This is a genomic window from Nocardia alba NBRC 108234 (genome assembly GCF_001612665.1).
Taxonomy (GTDB): Bacteria; Actinomycetota; Actinomycetes; order Mycobacteriales; family Mycobacteriaceae; genus Nocardia; species Nocardia alba.
Genome location: NZ_BDAX01000001.1, coordinates 245,892 through 266,566 on the forward strand (window position 1 = coordinate 245,892; position 20,675 = coordinate 266,566).

Annotated in this window: 20 protein-coding genes and 1 pseudogene; 9 read left to right on the plus strand and 12 right to left on the minus strand. The window is 68.1% G+C overall.

What is annotated here, in order from left to right; translation table 11 throughout:
• Window positions 1–6 precede the first annotated feature (6 nt).
• The 7 genes from NA12_RS01165 (at window position 7) to NA12_RS01195 (ending at window position 6,780) form a co-directional block, all read left to right on the plus strand.
• The gene (locus NA12_RS01165; RefSeq protein WP_067444910.1) at window positions 7–789 is read left to right on the plus strand and encodes an enoyl-CoA hydratase; all 783 of its coding nucleotides are present in this window, start codon (window positions 7–9) and stop codon (window positions 787–789) included.
• Between the two features lie 29 nt (window positions 790–818).
• Window positions 819–1,319 carry an MTB12 C-terminal domain-containing protein gene (locus NA12_RS01170; protein ID WP_067444912.1) on the plus strand — a complete coding sequence of 167 codons (501 nt, stop codon included), beginning with the start codon at window positions 819–821 and terminating at the stop codon, window positions 1,317–1,319.
• 234 nt (window positions 1,320–1,553) lie between these two features.
• Window positions 1,554–2,900 (plus strand): ABC transporter substrate-binding protein, encoded by a 1,347-nt coding sequence (locus NA12_RS01175; RefSeq protein WP_067444914.1) that lies wholly within the window; start codon window positions 1,554–1,556, stop codon window positions 2,898–2,900.
• Window positions 2,900–5,020 carry a branched-chain amino acid ABC transporter permease gene (locus NA12_RS01180; RefSeq protein WP_067444916.1) on the plus strand — a complete coding sequence of 707 codons (2,121 nt, stop codon included), beginning with the start codon at window positions 2,900–2,902 and terminating at the stop codon, window positions 5,018–5,020. The genes NA12_RS01175 and NA12_RS01180 overlap by 1 nt, the downstream gene beginning before the upstream one ends.
• Window positions 4,998–5,711, plus strand: coding sequence for an ABC transporter ATP-binding protein (locus tag NA12_RS01185; protein ID WP_067444920.1), 714 nt, complete (start codon window positions 4,998–5,000; stop codon window positions 5,709–5,711). The genes NA12_RS01180 and NA12_RS01185 overlap by 23 nt, the downstream gene beginning before the upstream one ends.
• On the plus strand, window positions 5,708–6,412 hold the full coding sequence (locus NA12_RS01190) for an ABC transporter ATP-binding protein (protein ID WP_067444921.1): 705 nt from the start codon (window positions 5,708–5,710) through the stop codon (window positions 6,410–6,412). Before NA12_RS01185 ends, NA12_RS01190 begins: the two co-directional genes overlap by 4 nt.
• On the plus strand, window positions 6,412–6,780 hold the full coding sequence (locus tag NA12_RS01195; protein ID WP_067444923.1) for a hypothetical protein: 369 nt from the start codon (window positions 6,412–6,414) through the stop codon (window positions 6,778–6,780). The genes NA12_RS01190 and NA12_RS01195 overlap by 1 nt, the downstream gene beginning before the upstream one ends.
• A gap of 113 nt (window positions 6,781–6,893) precedes the next feature.
• Here NA12_RS01195 and NA12_RS01200 read toward each other — a convergent pair.
• The 9 genes and pseudogenes from NA12_RS01200 to NA12_RS01240 form a co-directional block, all read right to left on the minus strand.
• Window positions 6,894–7,733 (minus strand): annotated as a pseudogene (locus tag NA12_RS01200) (NAD(P)-dependent oxidoreductase); the annotation flags it as partial.
• Window positions 7,712–8,524 carry an NAD(P)-dependent oxidoreductase gene (locus NA12_RS01205; RefSeq protein ID WP_067444929.1) on the minus strand — a complete coding sequence of 271 codons (813 nt, stop codon included), beginning with the start codon at window positions 8,522–8,524 and terminating at the stop codon, window positions 7,712–7,714. The pseudogene NA12_RS01200 and the gene NA12_RS01205, both read right to left, overlap by 22 nt.
• A 27-nt stretch (window positions 8,525–8,551) precedes the next feature.
• Entirely contained in the window at window positions 8,552–9,055 is a 504-nt protein-coding gene (locus NA12_RS01210; RefSeq protein WP_067444932.1) for a DoxX family protein, read from the minus strand.
• A gap of 45 nt (window positions 9,056–9,100) precedes the next feature.
• Window positions 9,101–10,759, minus strand: a complete 1,659-nt coding sequence (locus NA12_RS01215; protein WP_067445233.1) for a thiolase C-terminal domain-containing protein — start codon at window positions 10,757–10,759, stop codon at window positions 9,101–9,103.
• Between the two features lie 65 nt (window positions 10,760–10,824).
• Window positions 10,825–12,183: a cytochrome P450 gene (locus NA12_RS01220; RefSeq protein ID WP_067444935.1), complete on the minus strand. Its 1,359-nt coding sequence runs from the start codon at window positions 12,181–12,183 to the stop codon at window positions 10,825–10,827.
• A 12-nt stretch (window positions 12,184–12,195) separates the two neighbouring features.
• A complete protein-coding gene (locus tag NA12_RS01225; protein ID WP_067444937.1) occupies window positions 12,196–12,387 on the minus strand; it encodes a ferredoxin in 192 nt (63 codons plus the stop codon).
• Between the two features lie 14 nt (window positions 12,388–12,401).
• Window positions 12,402–13,262 carry a mycofactocin-coupled SDR family oxidoreductase gene (locus NA12_RS01230; protein WP_067444939.1) on the minus strand — a complete coding sequence of 287 codons (861 nt, stop codon included), beginning with the start codon at window positions 13,260–13,262 and terminating at the stop codon, window positions 12,402–12,404.
• A 67-nt stretch (window positions 13,263–13,329) separates the two neighbouring features.
• The gene (locus NA12_RS01235) at window positions 13,330–14,034 is read right to left on the minus strand and encodes an SDR family NAD(P)-dependent oxidoreductase (RefSeq protein WP_067444942.1); all 705 of its coding nucleotides are present in this window, start codon (window positions 14,032–14,034) and stop codon (window positions 13,330–13,332) included.
• A complete protein-coding gene (locus tag NA12_RS01240; RefSeq protein ID WP_067444945.1) occupies window positions 14,031–14,837 on the minus strand; it encodes a TauD/TfdA dioxygenase family protein in 807 nt (268 codons plus the stop codon). Before NA12_RS01240 ends, NA12_RS01235 begins: the two co-directional genes overlap by 4 nt.
• A 198-nt stretch (window positions 14,838–15,035) precedes the next feature.
• Between NA12_RS01240 and NA12_RS01245 the strand changes: the two genes are divergently transcribed.
• Together NA12_RS01245 and NA12_RS01250 are read left to right on the plus strand one after the other, a co-directional pair.
• Window positions 15,036–16,553: an aldehyde dehydrogenase family protein gene (locus NA12_RS01245; RefSeq protein ID WP_067444948.1), complete on the plus strand. Its 1,518-nt coding sequence runs from the start codon at window positions 15,036–15,038 to the stop codon at window positions 16,551–16,553.
• Window positions 16,553–17,758 carry a CaiB/BaiF CoA transferase family protein gene (locus tag NA12_RS01250; RefSeq protein ID WP_067444950.1) on the plus strand — a complete coding sequence of 402 codons (1,206 nt, stop codon included), beginning with the start codon at window positions 16,553–16,555 and terminating at the stop codon, window positions 17,756–17,758. Before NA12_RS01245 ends, NA12_RS01250 begins: the two co-directional genes overlap by 1 nt.
• A gap of 187 nt (window positions 17,759–17,945) precedes the next feature.
• On the opposite strand, the gene NA12_RS01255 is transcribed toward NA12_RS01250, so the two are convergent.
• Genes NA12_RS01255 through NA12_RS01265 form a run of 3 tightly spaced genes read right to left on the minus strand, consistent with a single transcriptional unit; the run spans window position 17,946 to window position 20,625 of the window.
• Complete coding sequence (locus NA12_RS01255; protein WP_067444953.1) at window positions 17,946–19,193, minus strand: acyl-CoA dehydrogenase family protein; 1,248 nt, start codon at window positions 19,191–19,193, stop codon at window positions 17,946–17,948.
• Complete coding sequence (locus tag NA12_RS01260) at window positions 19,190–20,323, minus strand: acyl-CoA dehydrogenase family protein (protein ID WP_067444956.1); 1,134 nt, start codon at window positions 20,321–20,323, stop codon at window positions 19,190–19,192. The genes NA12_RS01255 and NA12_RS01260 overlap by 4 nt, the downstream gene beginning before the upstream one ends.
• Window positions 20,323–20,625, minus strand: a complete 303-nt coding sequence (locus NA12_RS01265) for a DUF4286 family protein (protein ID WP_132369824.1) — start codon at window positions 20,623–20,625, stop codon at window positions 20,323–20,325. Before NA12_RS01265 ends, NA12_RS01260 begins: the two co-directional genes overlap by 1 nt.
• Window positions 20,626–20,675: the final 50 nt, after the last annotated feature.

A 20,675-nucleotide genomic window follows, 5' to 3' on the forward strand; every position in this document is an offset into this window, starting at 1 on the left:
CTCGCTGTGTACATCCGCTACGAGGTCGCCGACAAGATCGCGACCATCACCCTGGATCGGCCCGAGGCGGCCAACGCCCAGAACTCGGACCTGCTCGACGAACTCGACGGCGCGTGGACCCGCGCGGCCCAGGACCCCGAGGTCGCGGTGATCGTGTTGCGCGGCGAGGGCAAGCACTTCTCGGCCGGTCACGATCTGAAGGATCGCTGGCCTTCGCCGCAGGACATCACGCTGGAGTGGATCTACCAGAACGAGAGCCGCCGCTACCTCGAGTACTCGCTGCGCTGGCGCAATGTGCCCAAGCCGTCCATCGCCGCGGTTCAGGGGCGGTGCATCGCCGGGGGACTGCTGCTGTGCTGGCCGTGCGATCTGATCGTGGCCGCCGATGACGCGCTGTTCTCCGATCCGGTGGTGCTGATGGGCATCGGCGGCGTCGAATACCACGGGCACACCTGGGAACTCGGCGCGCGCAAGGCCAAGGAGATCCTGTTCACCGGTCGCGCGGTGACCGCGACCGAGGCCGAGCAGGTCGGCATGGTGAACAAGGTGGTGCCGCGCGCGGAGCTCGACGAGCAGACCCGTGCGTTGGCCACCCGGATCGCGGCCATGCCGTCGTTCGGTTTGCGGCAGGCCAAACGCGCGGTCAATCAGACACTCGACGTCCAGGGCTTCTACGCCGCCATTCAGTCCGTCTTCGACGTGCACTCGACCGGTCACGGGAACGCGTTGAGCGTGAACGGCTTTCCGATCCTGATGGCGCTGGACGAGATGAAACAGAAGATCGAGTGATTCGTCGCTCATGAAGAGAGGTACCACCAATGCGAAATACACTGCGCCGCAAGGCAATGGCCTGTTGTGGTCTCGTGGCGATCGCCCTCGTCACGGTCACCGGCTGCGGCTCCGACGACGAGGCTTCGAGTAGTTCGTCGACCACGTCGGCGGCCACCTCCTCGGCCAAGGCCGCGGCAGCCGACCCGGCGGCGGTCAAGTCCATCACCGATGCCTATGTGCTGTTCTTCGACGGCAAGGCGGGGGCCGACAAGAAGGTCGCGGTGGTCGAGAAGGGCGCCGAGTTCACCCCGTTGCTGCAGGCGCAAGCGGCCAACCCGCAGGCCCAGAGCACCTCGGTCACCGTGGGTGGGGTGAAGCTGATCGACGCGGACAACGCCGACGTCACCTATTCGCTGCTCATGAACGGCACGCCGGTACTGCCCGACCAGACCGGTCAGGCAGTGCGTCAGGGCGGCCAGTGGAAGGTGGCCGCGGCTACCTACTGCGCGCTGATGGCGATTCAGGGCGGCACCTCGCCCGCCTGTTGAGGTAGTCGAAACAGTGTGGCGCCCAGCGGTTTCCGCTGGGCGCCACACGTGTTTGCAGAGTGGTGAATCAGATATTTTCTCAAAGGGTTAACTTTATTCTCTTTCGATGAGAAGATGATTTCCGAAATGGAGAGCGCCGAGAACAGGCGCTTTGTTCGATGAGAAACAGGGCTCGGCCGCCGAGCTTGTGTCAGGAGGACATCGGTGAGATCGCAGCGAGTACTGATCGCCTTGATGGCGACCGCGTTGCTGGTGGCGGGCTGTAGCGGCCGCACCGGCAGCGGGGTCGAAGAGGCCGCGGCACCCGGCGGCAAGGCGGTGACGAGCGACTTCGGTGATCTGAACGGGGTCTGCCAGACCGGCAAGTCGACGAGTGCGCCGACGCAGGGCGTCACCGCCGGGCAGATCGAAGTCGGCGTGTTCACCGATATGGGTTTCACCAAGAACCCCGAATTGGTCGACGCCGCCAAGGTCTTCACGTCCTGGTGCAACGACAACGGCGGAATCAACGGTCGCAAACTGGCCTTCAATGTCCGTGACGCGAAACTGCTCGAGGTCCGCGCGCGCATGCTGGAAGCCTGCCGCGAGGACTTCGCGCTGGTCGGCGGCTCCGCCGCACTCGATGCCCTCGGCGTCAAGGATCGGCTCACGTGCACACTGCCCGAGTTCCCGTCGCAGGTGAGTCAGGCCGAGAACACCGGTTCCGATCTCCAGGTGGGATCCGGTGCCTCCTCCGCGCGCCCCTACGACACCTACGCGGGCATGCATCAGTGGCTGTTCAAGGAGGCCTACCCGGCCTCGGCGGCCGCTGTCGGCATCATCGTGGCCGACTCACCGGTGGTGAAGTCGATGGCCGACCGATACGGGGAGTCGCTGCCCGCCGAGGGCGCGACCCTGATCTACAACGACCTCTATCCGGCCGCGGGCGTCTCGGATTGGACGCCCTACGCGCAGTCCATCAAGGCCAAGGGCGTGAAGGGCCTGATCTTCCTCGGCGACTTCCGCAGCCTCGCCAAGCTCGAGGACGTGCTCACCAGCATGGACTACAAGCTGGACTGGGTCGACGTCACCAGCAACGCCTACACCCCCGCGTTCCTCGAGCTCGCCCGCACATCGCTGGGCGCGCAGAACAACTTCGCCGACCTGTCGGGGACCGTGCCGCTGGAATCGGCGGCCAGCGTCCCGGCGGTGCAGCGGGCCAAGGATCTGTTCGCCCAGTACGCGCCCGACGGGAAGCTGACCTACAACGGGCTGCGTTCGCTGGTGCAGTGGCTGCTGTTCGCGAAGGCGGCCTCGAGCTGCGGCGACAACCTCACCCGCACCTGCGTGGTGGAGGCCGCCCGTAAGGAAACAGCGTGGACCGCCGGCGGTTTGCAGGCGCCCGCCGACATGTCGACCCACACCGTGCCGCCCAAGTGCTTCAACGTGATGAAGGCGACCGCGCAGGGCTGGACGAACGCGGACTTCAAGCCCGACACCGGTCCGTTCCGTTGCGACATGAAGCCCTACGTCTACACCAAGGAATACGGTCGCCCGCTGACGCTGGCCGACGTCAACAAGAGCATGAGCGACGTCAAATAATGGAGCAGTTCATCGCTTTCGGCATCGTCGGGCTCAGCACCGCCGCGATCTACGCCATCATCGGCAGCGGCCTGGTCCTGACCTTCACCACGACCGGTGTCTTCAATTTCGCGCACGGCGCGGCGGGCATGGTCTCGGCCTTCGTGTACTGGCAGTTCACCGTGGGCTGGGGCGTGCCGACGCCGATCGCGGTCGCCCTGGTGTTGCTGGTGTTCGCGCCACTGTTCGGGTTGGCGTTCGCGCAGGCGCTGGCGCCGACCCAGGGCCTGGGCGACGCCGAGAAACTCGTCATGACGGTGGCGTTGCTCAGCGGCCTGATGCTCACCGCGCGCTGGATCTGGAATCCGGACGTGGCGCGCACCCTGCCGCGGTTCTTCGCCGACCAACCACCGCTGCACCTGGGTTCGGTGACGATCACCTGGCATCAGGCATTGACCATGGTGGTGGCCGTCGTGGTGGCCATCGCTCTGCGAATCCTGCTGTACCGCACCAGAACCGGTGCGGAGATGCGCGCGACCGTCGACGATCGGGCACTGGTCGGGCTCACCGGCGCCGACCCGCAGCGCGCCAATCGGGTGGCCTGGATGCTCGGCATCGAATTGGCGGCCGTCGGCGGCATCCTGATCGCGCCGATGGTGGCCCTGGACGCGGCGCAGCTGTCTCTGCTGATCATCAGCGCCTACAGTGCGGCGATCTTCGGACGGCTGCGCAGCCTGCCGATGACCTTTCTCGGTGCGATCGTCGTCGGCTGCCTGGAGAGCTATCTCACCGGGTATCTGCCACAGAACGAGTATCTGCCCGGACTGCGGCTGGCCGCGCCCGCGCTGCTGCTGCTCGTCGCGCTGCTGCTGTTCCCGCACGGACGGCTGCGCGGGCGCGATCGGCGGTTGAGCCCGGTGCCGTTGCCGAGCGTGCGTGGTTCGGCGGTGTTCGCGGTCGTCGTCGCGGTGGTCGGGCTCATGCTCGCCACCCTGCTCAGCGAAGCGGATCTGATCAGCTACGGCCTGATCTTCGCCTTCGGGGTGATCGCGTTGTCGTTCGTGCCCCTCGCCGGGTTCGCCGGCCAGATCTCGCTGTGCCAGTTGAGCATCGCCGGGATCGGCGCCGTCGCCTACGCGCATCTGGGCGCCGACGGGCAGTGGTGGGCGTTGCTCGCCGCCATGGCGATCGCGGGCGTCGTCGGCGCGCTGATCGCCCTACCGGCGCTGCGTTTGTCCGGGGTCTACCTCGCGCTCGGCACGGCCGCGTTCGCGGTGGTGCTCGACCGCTGGATCTTCACCCTGCCCTCGTTCGAGGTGTTCGGGGTGCGGATCGCCCTGTTCGACCAGGGCTCGGTGGATCTGGTCGGCCCCAGCCTGTTCGGCACGCAACTGACCAGCACCGCGCAGATCACCGTTTTCGCGGCGATCGTGCTCGGGCTGGCCGGATTCGCGGTGGCGATGCTGCGGCGCGGTCGGCTCGGCCGACGGTTGATCGCCCTGCGCGACAGCGAGGCCGCCTACGCGACCCTCGGCGGAAACCTGCTGGCGGCCAAGATGCTGGTGTTCTCGCTGTCGGCGGCGATCGCCGGACTCGGTGGGGCGCTCTACGGCATGCAGCTGCGGTCGGTGACCGCCGAGCAGTTCAGTTTCGTCGCGGGCCTGCCGATCTTCCTGATCGTGGTCATCGCCGGGCTGGGCGCGGTCGGCAGCGGATTGTTCACCGGCGCTGTCTATTCGGGCCCGCTCAACGCGATTCCCGTGTTGTTCCCGGCGCTGACCAATCTCGTCCATGTCCTGCCCGCCCTGGGCGGTATCGCCTTCAGCGGCGGGTTCCTCGGCCAGGGCGCCCTGGCGCAGATCCGTCGCGAATGGGCCGCGGCACTGCGCGATCGGGTCGTCATGGCGGTGCTGCTCGGTGGGCTGGCGTTGCTGTGGGCGTTGCGCCTGGGCGATGTCATCAACGGCTACGTGTTCACCGCGGGTGCGCTGATCGCGGCCATCGTGGTGCCGCGCTGGGCGAATCGGCGCCACCGTCCGCCCACACCGGCGCAGGTGCCCGTCGAATGGCTCGGCATCGATCAGGCGTGGACCACAGCAGACAAGGAGATGCTCGATCGTGGGATCGCTACTCGAAGTTGAGCAGGTCACGGTGACCTTCGGCGGTCACCGCGCCCTGGACAAGGCCGGGCTGAGCGCCGAGGCGGGCAAGGTGACCGGCCTGATCGGCCCGAACGGCGCGGGCAAGAGCACCCTGTTCGACGTGATCTGCGGATTGCGGCGACCGGTGACGGGCCGGGTCACCATGAACGGCCGCGACGTCACCCGGCTCGGGCCCGCCCGTCGGGCCGGGCACGGGATGGCGCGGACCTTTCAGCGGCTGGAACTGTTCGGCCGCTTGAGCGTTCGCGACAATCTGCTCGTCGCCGCGGAACTCGGGCGTCACCGGCGCGACGCCGCCGGGATCGTCGACGGGCTCCTCGACCGACTCGGTCTGGACGAGGTCGCCGACACCGCCGCCGACGATCTGCCCACCGGCACCGGCCGACTGGTCGAGGTGGGCCGGGCGATGGCCGCCCGGCCCAGCGTGGTCCTGCTCGACGAGCCGGCGGCCGGCCTCGACCACACCGAAACCGAGCGGTTCGCCGCGCTGTTGCGGTCGCTGGCCGCCGACGGTGTCGCGGTACTGCTCGTCGAGCACGACATGGGCCTGGTCATGAATGTCTGCGACCAGCTCTATGTGCTCGACCTCGGCGCGATCATCAGTTCCGGGCCGCCCGAGGTGATCCGCCGTGACGCCGCCGTACTCGCCGCCTACCTGGGAGAAGGATGACCTCGTCACTGGAATTACACGGTGTCCGCGCGGCCTACGACGCGATCGCGGTGCTGCACGGTGTCGACCTGCGGGTCGGCGCCGGCGAGGTGGTCGCCCTGCTCGGTCCCAACGGGGCGGGTAAGACCACCACCCTGCGGGTCGCGGCCGGGGTGCGTGCGGTCACCGCGGGCCGACTGGTCCTCGGTGGCCGAGACGTCACCGGGGCCGACCCCCGCGATCTGGCGGCCGCCGGGGTCTGCCTGATCCCCGAGGGCCGTGGCGTGTTCCCCAACCTGTCGGTCCGCGACAACCTGCTCATGATGACGTTCACCGGCAAGACCCATGCCGAGATCGAGGAGGTGGCGTTCAGCCGATTCCCGATTCTGGCCCAACGCGCCGATCAGATCGCGGGCACGATGTCGGGTGGCGAACAGCAGATGCTCGCGCTCGCCCGGGGATTGGCCACCGACCCCGCCGTGCTGCTGCTCGACGAACTGTCCATGGGCTTGGCCCCGCTGGTGGTCGAGCGGCTCTACGAACAGGTCGGTGAGATCGCCCGCCAAGGCGTGGCGGTGCTGGTCGTCGAGCAGTTCGCCGCCGCCGTCCTCGACATCGCCGACCACGCGGCCGTGCTGGTGCGCGGCCGCATCGAATACCAGGGGCCCGCCGACGGCGAACTCCGCCGCGAACTGGCCAACCTCTACCTAGGAAGTCACTGATGACCGAAACACGTGCCGACCGCTTCGCTCGCGAACTGGCCGAATTGAAGATCCCCGATCCCGCCGCGGGCCGGGGGAGTCTGTGGTTGCGCCTCGGCGCGACCGCGATGGTGGCGGGCCCGGCGCTTGCCGTGGTGGCCTACTTCCTGGCGCACAACACCTCCGATCCGCTGGCCCAGCGCGACGCATTGGCGCTCGCGCTGGTCGGGGTGGCGCTCAGTGTTGTCGGCGCCGCGCTGTTCGTCCGCTACTCGCTCACCGGTGTGCTGCGATTCTGGATGGCACGCCAGTCCTACGATCTGAACCAGCTCGGTGATCGTCTGTCGGAGAACCGAATTCAATTGGACGACGCCGCGTCCGTGGCGTGATGAGCGCCTGATCGAGATCGGGATCGCCCCAACATGAGGGCGATCCCGATCCAGGTCACACAGCGTAATACGTTCACACACAGCGTAATACGGTCACGCGCAGCGCAGTTCGGTCACACGCCGCGCGGGGTGTCGAGGAATTGCGCGTCGATCGCGGTGTCGAGCGCACCCATGGTCGCGCCGAGTTCGGCGGCCAGCGTCCGTACCGTGGCGACGTCCTTGCGCAGGAACTCACCGACCGCGGCATGGAACGCGGCCACCGAACCCTTCGCCGCCACACTGGTGGCGGCGCGGCTGGCTCCGCTGGCCCGCTGGAGCGCCGACAGCAGGGTCGCCTCGTCGACGCCGAGTTCGCCTGCCAGCTGCACGGCTTCGGTGATCAGGCCGAGCTGGGCCGCGAACAGCGCGTTGTTGACCAGCTTCACGCACTGGCCCGTGCCGAGTGGACCCACCGCCAGCACCGGGTCCGCGTAGCACCGCAGTACCGGAAAGGCACGGGCGACGGCGTCTTCGGCGCCGCCGGTGAACACGGTGAGCGTGCCGGCGGCGATATCGTGTGGCCCGCCGCTGACCGGCGCGTCGACCACCCCGATGTCGGAGGAATTGGCTTGTGCGGCAATGTCTTCGGCGGTTCGCGGGCTACCGGTGGTGTGCACGATGAGCACCGACCCGCCGGGCATGCTCGCCAGCAGCGGAGTATCGAGGCACACCTCGCGGACCTGGGCGTCGCTGAACACGCAGACCACGACGGCGTCCGCCCCGGTGCCGACCGCGGCGGTGAACGACACGGGCTCGGCGCCCAACTCGGTGATCCGTCGGCGCGCGTCGCCGGACCGACCGAGCGCGCGCACTTCGTGCCCCGCCGCGACGAGACGGCGCACCATCGGAGCGCCCATCCGCCCCACCCCGATGAACCCGATCCGCAAGGCGGTCATCGCGGATGGCCGATAAGGCTCAGTGTCTCGTCGGCCGCGGTCAGCGCGACACCGGTCTCGGCGTCGGCCCCGGTGGCGAGTTCGGCGAGCAGCCCGACGTCCTTGCGGAGGGTATGCCCGGCGTGCTCACCGATCCGAGCCAGCGTGCCGGCCAGGATACGACCGAGGGCGAAGCTGTTCGCCGACCCGTTCGCGATCACCTCGCCGAGCTTGGCCTGATCGACGCCGAGGTCGCGCCCGAGCGCCAGAGTGCTCGCCGCGGTCGCGAGGTTCGCGGTGAACAGCAGATTGTTGAGCAGCTTGGTGACCTGGCCCGCCCCGGTATCGCCCAGGTGCACCACCGGATCGGCGTAGGTGCCGAACACCGGCCTGCACCGGTCGACCGCCTCGACCGGGCCACCGGCCATGACGAGCAAACGCCCCTGGGCGACCGCGGGCGCACCGCCGCTGACCGCGGCGTCGATCAACGTAACGCCCTGTGCCGCAGCGGTTTCGGCGAGCTCGCGGCAGGTGTCGGGATGAATAGTGCTGTGCACGGCCACGATCGCGCCCGGCGCGAGTCCGCCGAGCACGCCGTCCTCGCCGGTCAGGACCTCACGGATGTCGGCGTCGTTGCCCACGCACAAACAGACCAGGTCGCTGGCCCGGGCGAGGGCGCGCGGGGTGGGCGCGATCTCGGCCGCGGTCTCGGCGAACTGCTCGAGCGTGGCGGGTCTGCGTGCCCACAGGGTGGTCCGATACCCGGCCGCCACGATTCGCTGCGCCATCGGCGCACCCTGACTACCCAACCCGATGAATCCGATGCGCATCAGCGCACCTCCTATTCGATATGCCACTCACGCAGTAGGTTCGGGCCGCGGGCGCCAGAACAGCGCGAGCAGTCCCGTGGTCGACACCACGCCGGCGCCGAGTGCGATGACGCCCCCGGCCCAGCCGGTGACAGTGATTCCGGCGGCGTGATCGATCGACAGGCGACCCGGGCCGGTGAAGGCCAGCGCCAGCGCGACCACCGCCAGGACGAGTACGTACTCGTACCCCTCCTTGAAGACGAAGAATCCGTTCGCGCGGTGCGCGAGCAGCCCGGCGACGAGCATGACCGCGATCACCGCCGCGCAGGCCAACGGTGTGGCGAGGCCGAGGATCAGCAGCACGCCCGCCCCGATCTCGGCGACCACACTCGCCCAGGCTTGCAAGACACCGTTGCGCAGGCCGAGGCCGGCGAACCAGCGGGCCGTGCCCGCGATCCGCCCGCCACCGAGCCAGTGGTTGAGACCGTGCGCGATCATCGTGGCGCCGACGACGAGCCGGATCAGAGTCGGCGCCACATCGGTGACATCCATGGGTTCACCTCCTGAGCCACGACGAGGTGGCTCGGTCGAATCGGGTCAGTTGTCGCTGGTCAGCAGGAGGACACCGCTCGGGGTCAGCCCGCCGCTGCTGGTCACCGCGACCCGCGCGCCCTCGACCTGGCGCGGGCCGGCCTCGCCGCGCAATTGGCTGACGGCCTCGTGCAACAGCCCCATACCGTGGGTGCGGCCGTGGGAGAGCTGGCCACCGTGGGTGTTGAGCGGGAGCAGCCCGTCGCGCGCGATGTTCTTGCCGCCGTCGAGGAAGTCCTTGGCCTCGCCGATCCCGCAGAAGCCGAGGGCCTCGATCCAGGACAGGCAGTTGAAGGTGAATCCGTCGTAGAGTTCGGCGACGTCGACATCGGTGGGGCGCAGCGAGGTACGCGACCACAGGTGCGCGGCCTGGCCCAGGACCTGTGGTTCATGGGTCAGGGTGCTCTGGTCCCATTCGATCCGTTCGAGGATCTGGGTACCGACCGCGGCGACCCGCACCGGCGGCTTCGCCAGATCCGGGGTGGTGTCGATCGCCGAGACCAGCACGGCGACCGCGCCGTCGCAGGGGACATCGCAGTCGTAGAGCCCGAACGGGGTGGTGACCGGCCTGGCGTCGAGGTACTCCGGCATCGTCAGGGGTTCGCGATAGACCGCCGTCGGATTCAGCTCGGCGTTGGCGCGCTGGTTCAGCGCGATCCAGCCGAGCGTTTCCCTGGTGGTGCCGTAGCGATGGAAATGCCGTTGGGCGTTCTGCGCCAACGTATGCGCGGCCGAGGTGGCGCCGAAGGGCATCATCCAACTGGTGGTCCGGCCGCCCGTCGGCGTGATCTTGCCGGTGCGCATGAGTTCGTTGTACGTCGCCTCCCAGACGGTGCGGAAGCACAGGACGTGCCTGGCCAACCCGCCGGCGACGGCCAGCATCGCCGCGATCACCGACCCGCCGGGACCGAAGGTCTCGAAACCGCCGTTGTACCAGGTCGGCCGCAGACCCAGCGCGGCCTCGAGCGCGGTCACCCCGCCCTCGCCGAAACCACCGACATTGCCGCCGCCGGGATAGGTCGACAGGCCGTCGATGTCGGCCATGGTGAGCCCGGCATCGGCGACCGCGCGCTCGCAGGCCGCGATCGTCAGCGACAGCGGCGAAACCATCAGCCGCCGACCGATATCCGACATCCCGATCCCGGTGATGGCGACCTTGTCCTCGAACTTGTCCCGGCCGATCATCGGCCGCACGTGCTCGCCGAACCGGTGCGGTTCGATCTCGTCGGCGGGCAGCGGCGCGGGTTCGGGCTGTTCGGCGGTCGGCCGGAACAGCGGCAACCACACATCCGCGTCCTGTTCGAACACGACCTCCATCCGCATCCCCAGCACGAGGTCGGCCGGGTCACAGCCCACCACATTGGTGGTCAGGCGAACCCGGGGATCCTCCTCGACCGCGACCTGGGCCACGACATACGGCGCGGGTAGCCCCGGCACGCTGAACCGCTGGTTGACGGTGAAGCCGACCAGGGTGGCGAAGCCGGAGACCTCCCGGACCCCGAGGGTGTGCCGGTGGCAGTACCGGCACACCGGTTGCGGTGGATGGATCAGGGCCGCGCAAGAACCGCACTCCTGGATCCGCAGGCGCCCGTCGGCGCCCGCGGTCCAGAAGAACTCGTTCTCCGCGGTCACCTGGGGCAGGGGCCGCCCCGATGGCTCGGCCATCTCGTTCCTCACCGATGGCTGGGCCATCTTGTTGTTCACCGATGGCTCGGCCATCGCGTTGCTCACTAGGTACTGGCGTCGCGCTGGGCTGTGACGGGTGCCGCGAGTTGCTGTTCGTCACAGATCGTCTGGAGTTTCGCCAGCGTCTCCTCGAGTCCGGCTCCCAGCCGCACGCCCGGAGTGAACGTCGCCGGGAGGTGCCGCATGCCCTGGATGACCCCGATGGTGTCGTAGTGCACCGCGGTCTCGGGATCGCAGCGGTAGTCCGGCATCCGGTCCAGCACGGCGAGCAGCATGCGCTTGAACACGGTGCGTGCCACGTTCGAGCCGATGCACCGGTGGATGCCGAGCCCGAAGCTGTAGTGCCGGTTGCGCCGTCGGTCCAGGATGACCTCGTTCGGGTCGTCGAAGACCGCCGGATCCCGATTGGCCATCGCCCACGACAGCCACACCCGATCGCCTTCCTTGAACTGGGTGCCGACGACCTCGCAATCCTCGGCCATCGTGCGCCCGTCACCCGGTGCCGGCGTGTAGTAGCGCAGGAATTCCTCGGTGGCGGAATCGAGGAGATCATCGCGCTCGCGGCTCAGTGTCTCGCGCTGGTCCGGGTTCTCCGAGAGCCATTCCAGGGCGTGCGCGGTGAGCGCGGTCGTGGTGTCGAAGCCGCCGCCGATGAGCAGGCCGAGCATGCCCAGCATTTCCATATCGGGAAGCGGCTCGCCGTTCATCGTCGCGTTGTTGATCGCGTTGATCAGGCCGGGCCGGGGGTTCTCCCTGATCTCGAACAGATTCTGCAGCAGATCGATGCCCATCGTCCGATGCATTTCCGCGACCCGCGGATACTCCGGCGAATCCGGCGGTGTGTACACCGACGCGTGCGCGGGCTCGTTGTAGATCGTCCATTTGGCGAGCGGGATACCCAGCATGCCCAGGGTCAGCACCGCGGGCACGATATTGGCCAGTTCGTCGACGAAATCGATCCGCCCCGACTCGATCTTCTCGTCGATCGCGGCGCGCACGATCTCGTCGATGAACGGGATCCAGCGGGCCACGGCGGCGGGGGAGAGATACGGATTCAGCGCCGCGCGCACCTCGCGATGCTCCGGCTCGTCCATTTCCAGAATGCCGCCCCGAACACCGCTCGCCCGTGGGGCTTTCGGAATGGAGATGCCCTTGTAGCCGCGCCGGACCCCGGCCGTGTCGTGGTCGTTGGAGATGTGCGGGCAACGCGCGAGTTCGAAGACCTCACGGTTGCCCGCCGCGACCCAGTGCCCGTCGTGGGTGTCGGTCCAGGCGATCGGGCACTGCTCATGCATGGATTCGGTGGTCGCGACGAATTGGTCCCGATATTCGGGGGTCATTCTATCGAACGAGAAATTCGGTTTCTTGCGTGTGTCGTCGGTCGCCACGTCGTCGACGCTCATGGCGGTGTCCTCTCAGGAAATATCGATGGCGCGTTCCGGGCAGGAGTGCGCTGCTTCGCGCACCTGCTCCTCCTCGTCGGGCGCGACGGTCTCACTGACCGGCGACGAATGACCGTCGAAGTCGCTCAGCTCGAATGATCGGGGAGCGGTCATCGCGCACAGCGTGTGGCCTTGGCAGCGCGTTGAATCGACTCGAACCTTCACGGCGGGAATTCCTTTCAGGCGTGGTAGTCGTACCACTTCAGGTATCCGCCCGCGTCCACCCGCAATTGGCTGCCGGTGACGAAACGGGACTCGTCGGATGCCAGGAACAGCACCGCGTCGCTGATGTCCTCGGGCTCGACATACGGAACCGGCATGGCCTGCATGGTGTGGAAGGCGGGTTCGGCGTCCGCGCGGGTCGGATTCTCGAGATCGGGCCGGAACGAGCGGTACATCGGCTCGCTCTGCAACATCGGGGTATTGCAGTTGGTGGGGTGGATAACGTTGGCGCGGATCTTCTTCGGCGCGATGTGGGTGGCGAGTTCGTGCACCACCATCGACAGCGCGCGCTTGGCGACCATGTACGCGACGCCGCCGGGATCCTTGCCCGGCTGGTCCACCTTGGTGGTGTCCATCAGCGCGGCCAGCGACCCGGTGGCGATGATCGACGCGCCGGCCTGCAGATGCGGCAGCGCGGCGTGGATGGCGTTGAGCACGCCGACCAGGTTGGTGTCGAGCACATCGGTCCAGGCCTGCCACTGCGGCTCGCCCTTCATCCCGGCGATCCCGGCCTGGGCGACGACGATGTCGAGGCGGCCCAGTTCCTGTACTCCCTGCGCGACCGCGTCACGCATCTGCGCGGCATCGCGCACATCGGCCTGGACGGTGACGATGCGCCGCCCGGACTTCTCGACCAGTCGCGCCGTTTCGTCCAGATCCTCGGGACGCGACAGCGGGTACTGGATGGTGTCGATGTCCTGACAGATATCGACGGCGATGATGTCGGCGCCCTCGGCGGCCAGACGCACCGCATGACTGCGGCCCTGGCCGCGAGCGGCTCCGGTGATAAAGGCGACCTTGCCCTCGACACGTCCCACGGGAATTCCTTTCGGTGTGTGCGGTGCCCACCGGAAGGCGGTGAGCCCGTTGTCTGGATTGGTACGACTAGGTGTTACGGCCGCCGTTGACCCCGAGGATCTGCCCGGTGATGTACCCGGCGCTCTCGGAGATCAGGAACGCGCACGCCGCGGCGATGTCCTCGGGTTGGCCCACCCGCCGCACAGGGGTGCGCTGGATGTGGTCGTCGATCGTGCCGCCGAGCAGCTTGGCCGCCTCCGCCTTGCGCAGCATCGGGGTGTCGATGAAGCCGGGCGGGACGGCGTTGACGGTGATCCCGGCCGGACCGAGTTCGAGCGCCAGCGATTTCGTCAGCCCGTTCACCGCGGACTTGGCCGCGACGTAGTGCGCCATGAAGGGCTGACCCGAATGTGTGCTCGACGAGGAGATGTTCACGATGCGACCCCACCCGGCCTCGAGCATGTCGGGCAGCACCGCCTGAACGCAGTGGTAGACGCCGTTGAGGTTGACGTCGATCACCCGCTGCCACTGCGCGAAGTCGATTTTGGAGAAGCGCCCCGTACCGTCCAGGCCCGCGGCGTTCACCAGGATCGTCACGGGACCGAGCTGGGTGCGGATCGCGGCGAAGGCCGCGCCCACCTGCTCGGGATCGGAAACGTCGGCGGTGTGGGCGAATTGGGTATCGGTCGGGCGCAGATCGAGCGTCGCCACGTGATACCCGTCGGCCTGGAGCCGTTGTGCGACAGCGAGACCGATACCGGAGCCGCCGCCGGTGACCACAGCGGTTTTCACGCCCAGGCCTCCTCGCCCGCGAGGGTGGTCCGGTGCAGTTCGCGTTCGGAGGACGCCTGATAGGGCAGCGCCCGATGCAGGATGCCGGTGTTGTCCCAGATCACCAGGTCGCCGACGGTCCAGTCGTGGGTGTAGCCGAAGCGTTCCTGCGTCGACCAGGCGAGCAGTTCGTCGAGCAGCGCCCGGCTCTCCGCGGGATCCATGCCGACGATGTGATCGGCGGTGGCGCCGATCACCAGGGATTTGCGGCCGTCCGCGCGCTCCCAGACCAGGGCCGTCTCGTGGCTCGGCTGGGTACGCCAGTCCGCGACCTGTTCGGGGGTCGGCTCCGGATGCACCAGCCGCTGGGACGCCTCGAAGCTGTGCACCACGCGCAGACCTTCGTAGCGCTTGCGGTCGGCTTCGGGGAGGTTCTCGTAGGCGGCGTAGGTGCTGGCGAACTGGGTGCCGCCACCCTCCATGGCGACGTGGCGGGCCGTGAGCACGGTGGCCTTGGCCGGCACCTCGTTGGTGGTGTCGTCGATGTGCCAGAAGAACGTGCCCTCGAGGTACTTGGCAGCCCGGTTCTTCGCGGGATCGAGGGTGATCGTGAAGATCTCCCGGCCGCCGGGTGCCAACACCGTGCCCAGCTCGCGGCAGAACGCGAGTTGAGCTTCGTCATCGAGGTGCAGACCGCGCACGACCAGCACACCGCGCCATTTCAGTGCTTCGAGGCACCGGCTGACCACCGTGTCGTCGTGCAGATCGGCGACGCCGGTGACTTCCACCCCGATCGCGGGACGCAGCGCTGTAGTGTGGATCACAAGAATCTCCCTTCCAGTTGCGAGAACCGTACTCTCGCTGAGGTTTCCTCCGCAAGGGCTGATGTCCGCTTTTCGGCGAACGGGCCGCCGGTGATCGCGGTGTCGGTCGCGGCATTCGGCTGATGCGAGCCCTTGCATATGGATATATTGTTCTCTAGAAGAGAGAATCACATTTCCAACGCTCAGCGAGGAGACGGGATGTCATCCCAGGACACGGACTCGATCGGCGCGTCCGCGCCGACCACGGCAGTCACCAAACGATTGCTGATAGACGGACAGCTGGTCGAGGCGGAACAGACCTTCGCCTCGCTCAATCCCGCGACCGGCGAGGTGTACGGCTACGCGCCCGAAGCCACGCTCGAACAGACCGAGGCGGCCATCGCCGCCGCCCGTCGAGCCTTCGACACGACCAGCTGGTCGACCGACGCGGCGTTGCGGGCTCGCTGCCTGGACCAACTCCATCGGGCACTGCTCGACAACGTGGAGGACCTGCGCGAGCTCACCATCGCCGAGGTCGGCGCCACCCGGCGGCTCACCCACGGCAACCAGCTCGACTTCCCGATCGAGATCGCTCGCTTCTACGCCGACCTGCTGCCCGAGTACTCGTTGACCGAGGAACTGAGCGAGCTCGAGATCCGCGGGGAGCGCCACCGGCGCTGGATCGAGAAGGAAGCCGCCGGTGTCGTTTCGGCGATCGTGGCCTACAACTACCCGCATCAGCTGGCCCTGGCCAAGCTCATGCCCGCCCTGGCGGCGGGCTGCACGGTGGTGCTCAAAGCTGCCCCCGATACCCCGCTGGCCACGCTCGCCCTCGGTGAGCTGATCGCCGAGCACACCGATATCCCGCCCGGCGTGGTGAATGTGTTGTCCGCCGCCGACGTCGAGATCGGCAAGCTGATGACCACCCACCCCGACGTGGACCTGATCACCTTCACCGGCTCCACTCCGGTCGGGCGCCAGATCATGGCGGCGGCGAGCGAATCGCTCAAGCGGGTCTTCCTCGAGCTGGGCGGCAAATCCGCGATGGTCCTGCTCGACGACGCCGACTTCGCCACCACGGCGGTGTTCGCCGCGTTCACCATCTGCACCCATGCGGGACAGGGCTGCGCGCTCACCTCGCGGCTGCTGGTGCCACGCGCGCGCCACGACGAGATCGTCGAGCTGGTCGCCACCAATCTGGGCTGGGTGAGCAGCGGGGATCCCAGTGACCCGAAAACCTATATGGGACCGCTGATCAGCGCCAAGCAGCGCGACAAGGTGCACGGCCTGGTCGAGCGCGCGGTCGCCGCCGGAGCCACGTTGGTCACCGGCGGTACGAAGGTCGATCCGGGCTTCTTCTACGCGCCGACCCTGCTCGCCGGCGTCGATCCCGACAGCGAGATCGCGCAGGAGGAGGTCTTCGGCCCGGTACTCGTCGTGATCCCCTACGACGATGACGACGACGCGGTGCGTATCGCCAACAATTCGATCTACGGCCTGTCCGGTGCGGTGTTCAGCGCCGATACCGAGCGCGCGCTCGGTATCGCCCGGCGTATCCGCAGCGGAACGTTCAGCATCAACGGCGGTAACTACTTCCAGCCGGACGCTCCCTTCGGTGGATTCAAGCAGTCGGGGATCGGTAGGGAAAGCGGTGTCGCCGGGCTGGAGGAATTCCTCGAGAGCAAGACCTACGCCGCGGTCGTCGGGTTGAGCGACGCGTCGGGCGGTGCCCAGTAGTGGGGCCGCTGGAGGGAATTCGCGTCCTCGAGGTCGCGATGTACGGTTTCGTGCCGTCGGCGGGCGCGGTCCTGGCCGACTGGGGCGCCGATGTTGTCAAGGTCGAACACGCGGTCACTGGCGATCCGCAACGCGGCCTCAGACAAATCGGCCGGATGCGGGTCGAAGGTGACCCCAATCCCAATGTCGAACATGCCAATCGGGGCAAGCGCAGCATCGGCGTGGACATGTCGGTGCCCGAGGGGCGCGCGGTGATCCACGACCTCGCCCGCGAGGCCGACGTGTTCCTCACCAGCTTCCTGCCGCAGGCGCGGACCAAATTCGGGATCGACGTGGACGACATCCGCGCGGTGAACCCGAAGATCGTCTACGCGCGCGGCAGTGCGCTCGGCCCGCGCGGCGCGGAATCGGACAAGGGCGGGTTCGACATGACCGCCTTCTGGTGCCGCGGCTCGGTCGCCGCCACCATCACCCCGCCGGGCACCGAGGGCATGGTCTCGCCCCCGGGGCCCGCCTTCGGCGACACCATCTCGGGGACGAACCTCGCGGGTGGGATCGCGGCGGCGCTGCTCAAACGGGAACGCACCGGCGAACCGTCGGTGGTCGATGTCTCGTTGCTCGGAAGCGGGCTGTGGGCGATGGGCCACACCATCGCGCTCTCGGCCCATCTCGGTGAGCCGATGGTGGCGCCGGTACCGGGTGCCCATGGCGCGCCGACCAATCCGCTCTCGGGTCTGTACGTCACGGCCGATGGCCGTTACCTGTCGCTGGTGATGTTGCAGCCGGTGAAGTTCTGGGCCGACGTGTGTCGCCACATCGACCGTCCCGAACTCGCGACCGATCCTCGTTTCGGGACGTCGGCCGACATCGCGGCCAATACCCAGGAGGCCGTGGCGATCCTGCGCGAGGCTTTCGCGAGCCGGACCCTCGCCGAATGGACCGAGCGCCTGGGGACCCTGTCGGGACCGTGGGCGCCGGTCCAGGACAGCCTGCAGGTCGGCTCGGACCCGCAGATCAGGGCCAACGAGTACCTGATTCGCGCCGGTGAGCTCGAATTGGTCGCCAATCCGGTGCAATTCGACGTCACCGCACCCGAACTGGCCCCCGGCCCCGAGTTCGCCGCCCAGACCGAGGAGATCCTCCTGGGCCTCGGTCTGGACTGGGAGCGGGTCATCGCCCTCAAAACCGCGGGCGCGATCACCTGAGATCTGCCCACGATCACGAAAAGCTCCGGCGGGCACCCACAGTGGGTGCCCGCCGGAGCTTTTCTGTTCGGCCCGGCAGTGTCGCGGACGCCATCCGCTCCGAGCCATCGCGACAGCGAGCGGCCCGCCTCGGGTAGGTGCCACCGAGGCGGGCCGCTCGTCTTCCGTTGTGTGCGTGCCGATTCGATCAGCGGCCGCGTTCGACCTGATCGAACGGCAATCCTCGATCGGCGGCGGCTTCCCGGGGCATCCCGAGGACCCGCTCGCTGATCTGGTTGAGGGCCATCTCGGTGCTGCCGCCCGCCAGGCTCCACGCCTGGCGCATCAGGTAATCCTGTCCGGCTTGGCCGGTCGCGGCATCGTCGGCGTCGCAACCCGTCGCGGCGGCGGCGCCGGCGATCCGCACCGCCATATCCGCTTGCAGCCACGAATTCCGGGCGCTGAACAACCGGACCATCGATCCGGCCGCGGGCACGAACTCACCCGCCGCGATACCGCGGGTGATGTGGCCGATCAGCTGATCGTGCACCATGTTCAGCGCCCGCGCCTCACCGAGATCCTCCCTGACCCGCGGGTCATCCAATTGCCCGGTCCGCCTGGCCGATTCGATGAGACCGGAGATATCACGCCCACTGTGGGTCTGGATTCCGCTGGAGTAGGGCGACGCGCCCCCGACGGCGCTGCGCTCATGGAACAATTGCCGGTTCGTGGTTTCCCAGCCGCCGTCGACCTCGCCGAGCACCGCCTCCGCGGGCAGCACGACATCGTCGAAGAACTCCTGGCAGAACTCCCGAGACCCGTCGACCTGGGTGATGCGCTGGATAGTGACACCGGGCGCGCGCACCGGAACCAGGAACATGGTGAGCCCGGCGTGTTTGGGCACCGACCAATCGGTGCGGGCCAGGCACAGCCCGTAGTCGGCGGCGTACGCGCCCGAGCTCCAGATCTTGGCGCCGTTGAGCACCCAGGAATCGCCCCGGCGCTCGGCGCGGGTGGTGAGCCCGGCCAGGTCCGAGCCGCCGCGCGGTTCGGACAGGAACTGCACGAGCAGTTCCTCACCGCGCAGCACCGCCGAGAGGTGGGTGCGCTTCTGTTCCTCGGTGCCCTTGTCCAGAATTGTCGGCGCGCACACGGTCAGGGTCGGGATGTTGAGCGCCAGCGGCATCTCGTAGGCGCGCGACTCCTCGCTGAACACCCGCTGGTGCTCGGGTGTCAGGCCCAGCCCGCCGTACTCCTTCGGAAAGCAGATGCCGGCGAAGCCGCCGTCGTAGAGGATGCGTTGCAGCTGTTTGGCGCGCTGCCAGGATTCCTCGGACTTGCTGGTTTCCCCGTGCTGATTGGGCGGTGCGGGCTCGAGGTTGTCCGACAGCCAACGTCGGGCGCGGAGGCGGAATTCGTCGACGGGCTCCAGCTCGGCGGTGCTCGGTTCGGTCATGCGACCTTCCTGTCCAGGAGATCGGTGAGGCGACGGCGATGCTCCTCCGGCGTCCCGTACAGCGCGCGCCCGAGGGTGACCCGCCGCAGATACAGATGCATATCGTGTTCCCACGTCACCCCGATGCCGCCGTGGATCTGCACGCAGTCCTGGAGCAGGCCGGGGACGACGGCCCCGATATAGGACTTCGCGACGCTGACCGCCTCGGCGGTTCTGGTCGGGTCGCCGTGGAACGCGTTGGCCGCGGCCCAGGCGGTGGCACGGCAGGCCTCGAGCGAGGTCTTGTGTTCGGCCGCACGATGTTTGAGCGCCTGATAGGACGCCAGCTGCCGGCCGAAGGTGTAGCGGTCGAACATCCACCGCACGGTGAGTTCGAAGGCGTGCTCGGCCGCGCCGGTCGACTCCGCGGCGGTGAGCGCCGCGGCGACCTGCACCTGGGTCTCCAGCGCGGCGGCGGTCTCGCCGGGATAGCGCTGAACGACGGCGTCCTCGCCGACCACGACATCGACCAAGGAGACTTTCGCGGTGCGGCGAACGAGGTCGAGTGTCCAGGTCGGGGTGACGGTGACGCCCGGTGCGTCGGCGGCGATCAGCACCTGGACCGGCCCCTGGGGACCGCGCGCGGAAACCAGCAGCACGTCCGCTTGATCGCCGCACTCCACCCGATCCTTGACGCCGGAGATCCGGAAACCGGTGCCCTCTGGCACCGCGACGGTATCCACCGCCGCGGGCCCCAACCCGTGTCCGGGCTCGTAATGGGCCCAGGCGGCGATGGTTTCGCCACTGAGCACTGCGGCGAGCAGGTCCGCGAAGCGGTTCTGCTCCCTGACCAGCGAGGTCAGCACGGCACTGGTGGTGATGAGCGGGCCGGGCGCGCAGGCCCGCCCGAACTCCGTCGCGACCAGGGCGAGATCGGCCATCGGCACCGCCGAGACCGATCCGCCGCCGAGCCGCTCCGGGACCAGCGGTGCGGTCCAGCCGAGTTCGGCGCCCTGGCGCCACCATGCGCGATCGAACCCGACGCCGGAGGCGGCGAGGCCACGCACGACGTCGAGCGGAACGGACTTGGCGAGGAATTCGCGCGTGGTCGAGCGAAACAGCCGCTGGTCGTCGGAGAGCTCGAAGTTCATCAGAGTGATTCCCAGACAGTCACTTTCATGGCTGCCGGGTCGATGGCCGGGCTGAGCGTGAAACGCCCGTCGGCGGAGCGAACCTTGATCTCCTTCAGTACCGCACCGGCATCGCCGTCGATGAGGTAGTCGGCCTGATAGGTGAATTCCGGGGCCTGCCCGCCGACCGGTTGGGCCCGGAATCGGGTGCAGGACTCGACGCCCGGGATCGCCAGCATGTCGGGAATGTGCACCTCGGTGTACCAGGTGTTGTATTCCTCGTCCATGCCCGCGCGGGGACTGGAGAAAACGATCAAATGCATGGCGATGTCCTTCGGTCGGTTCGGGTGCTCAGCTGATGCGCTGGGCGGTA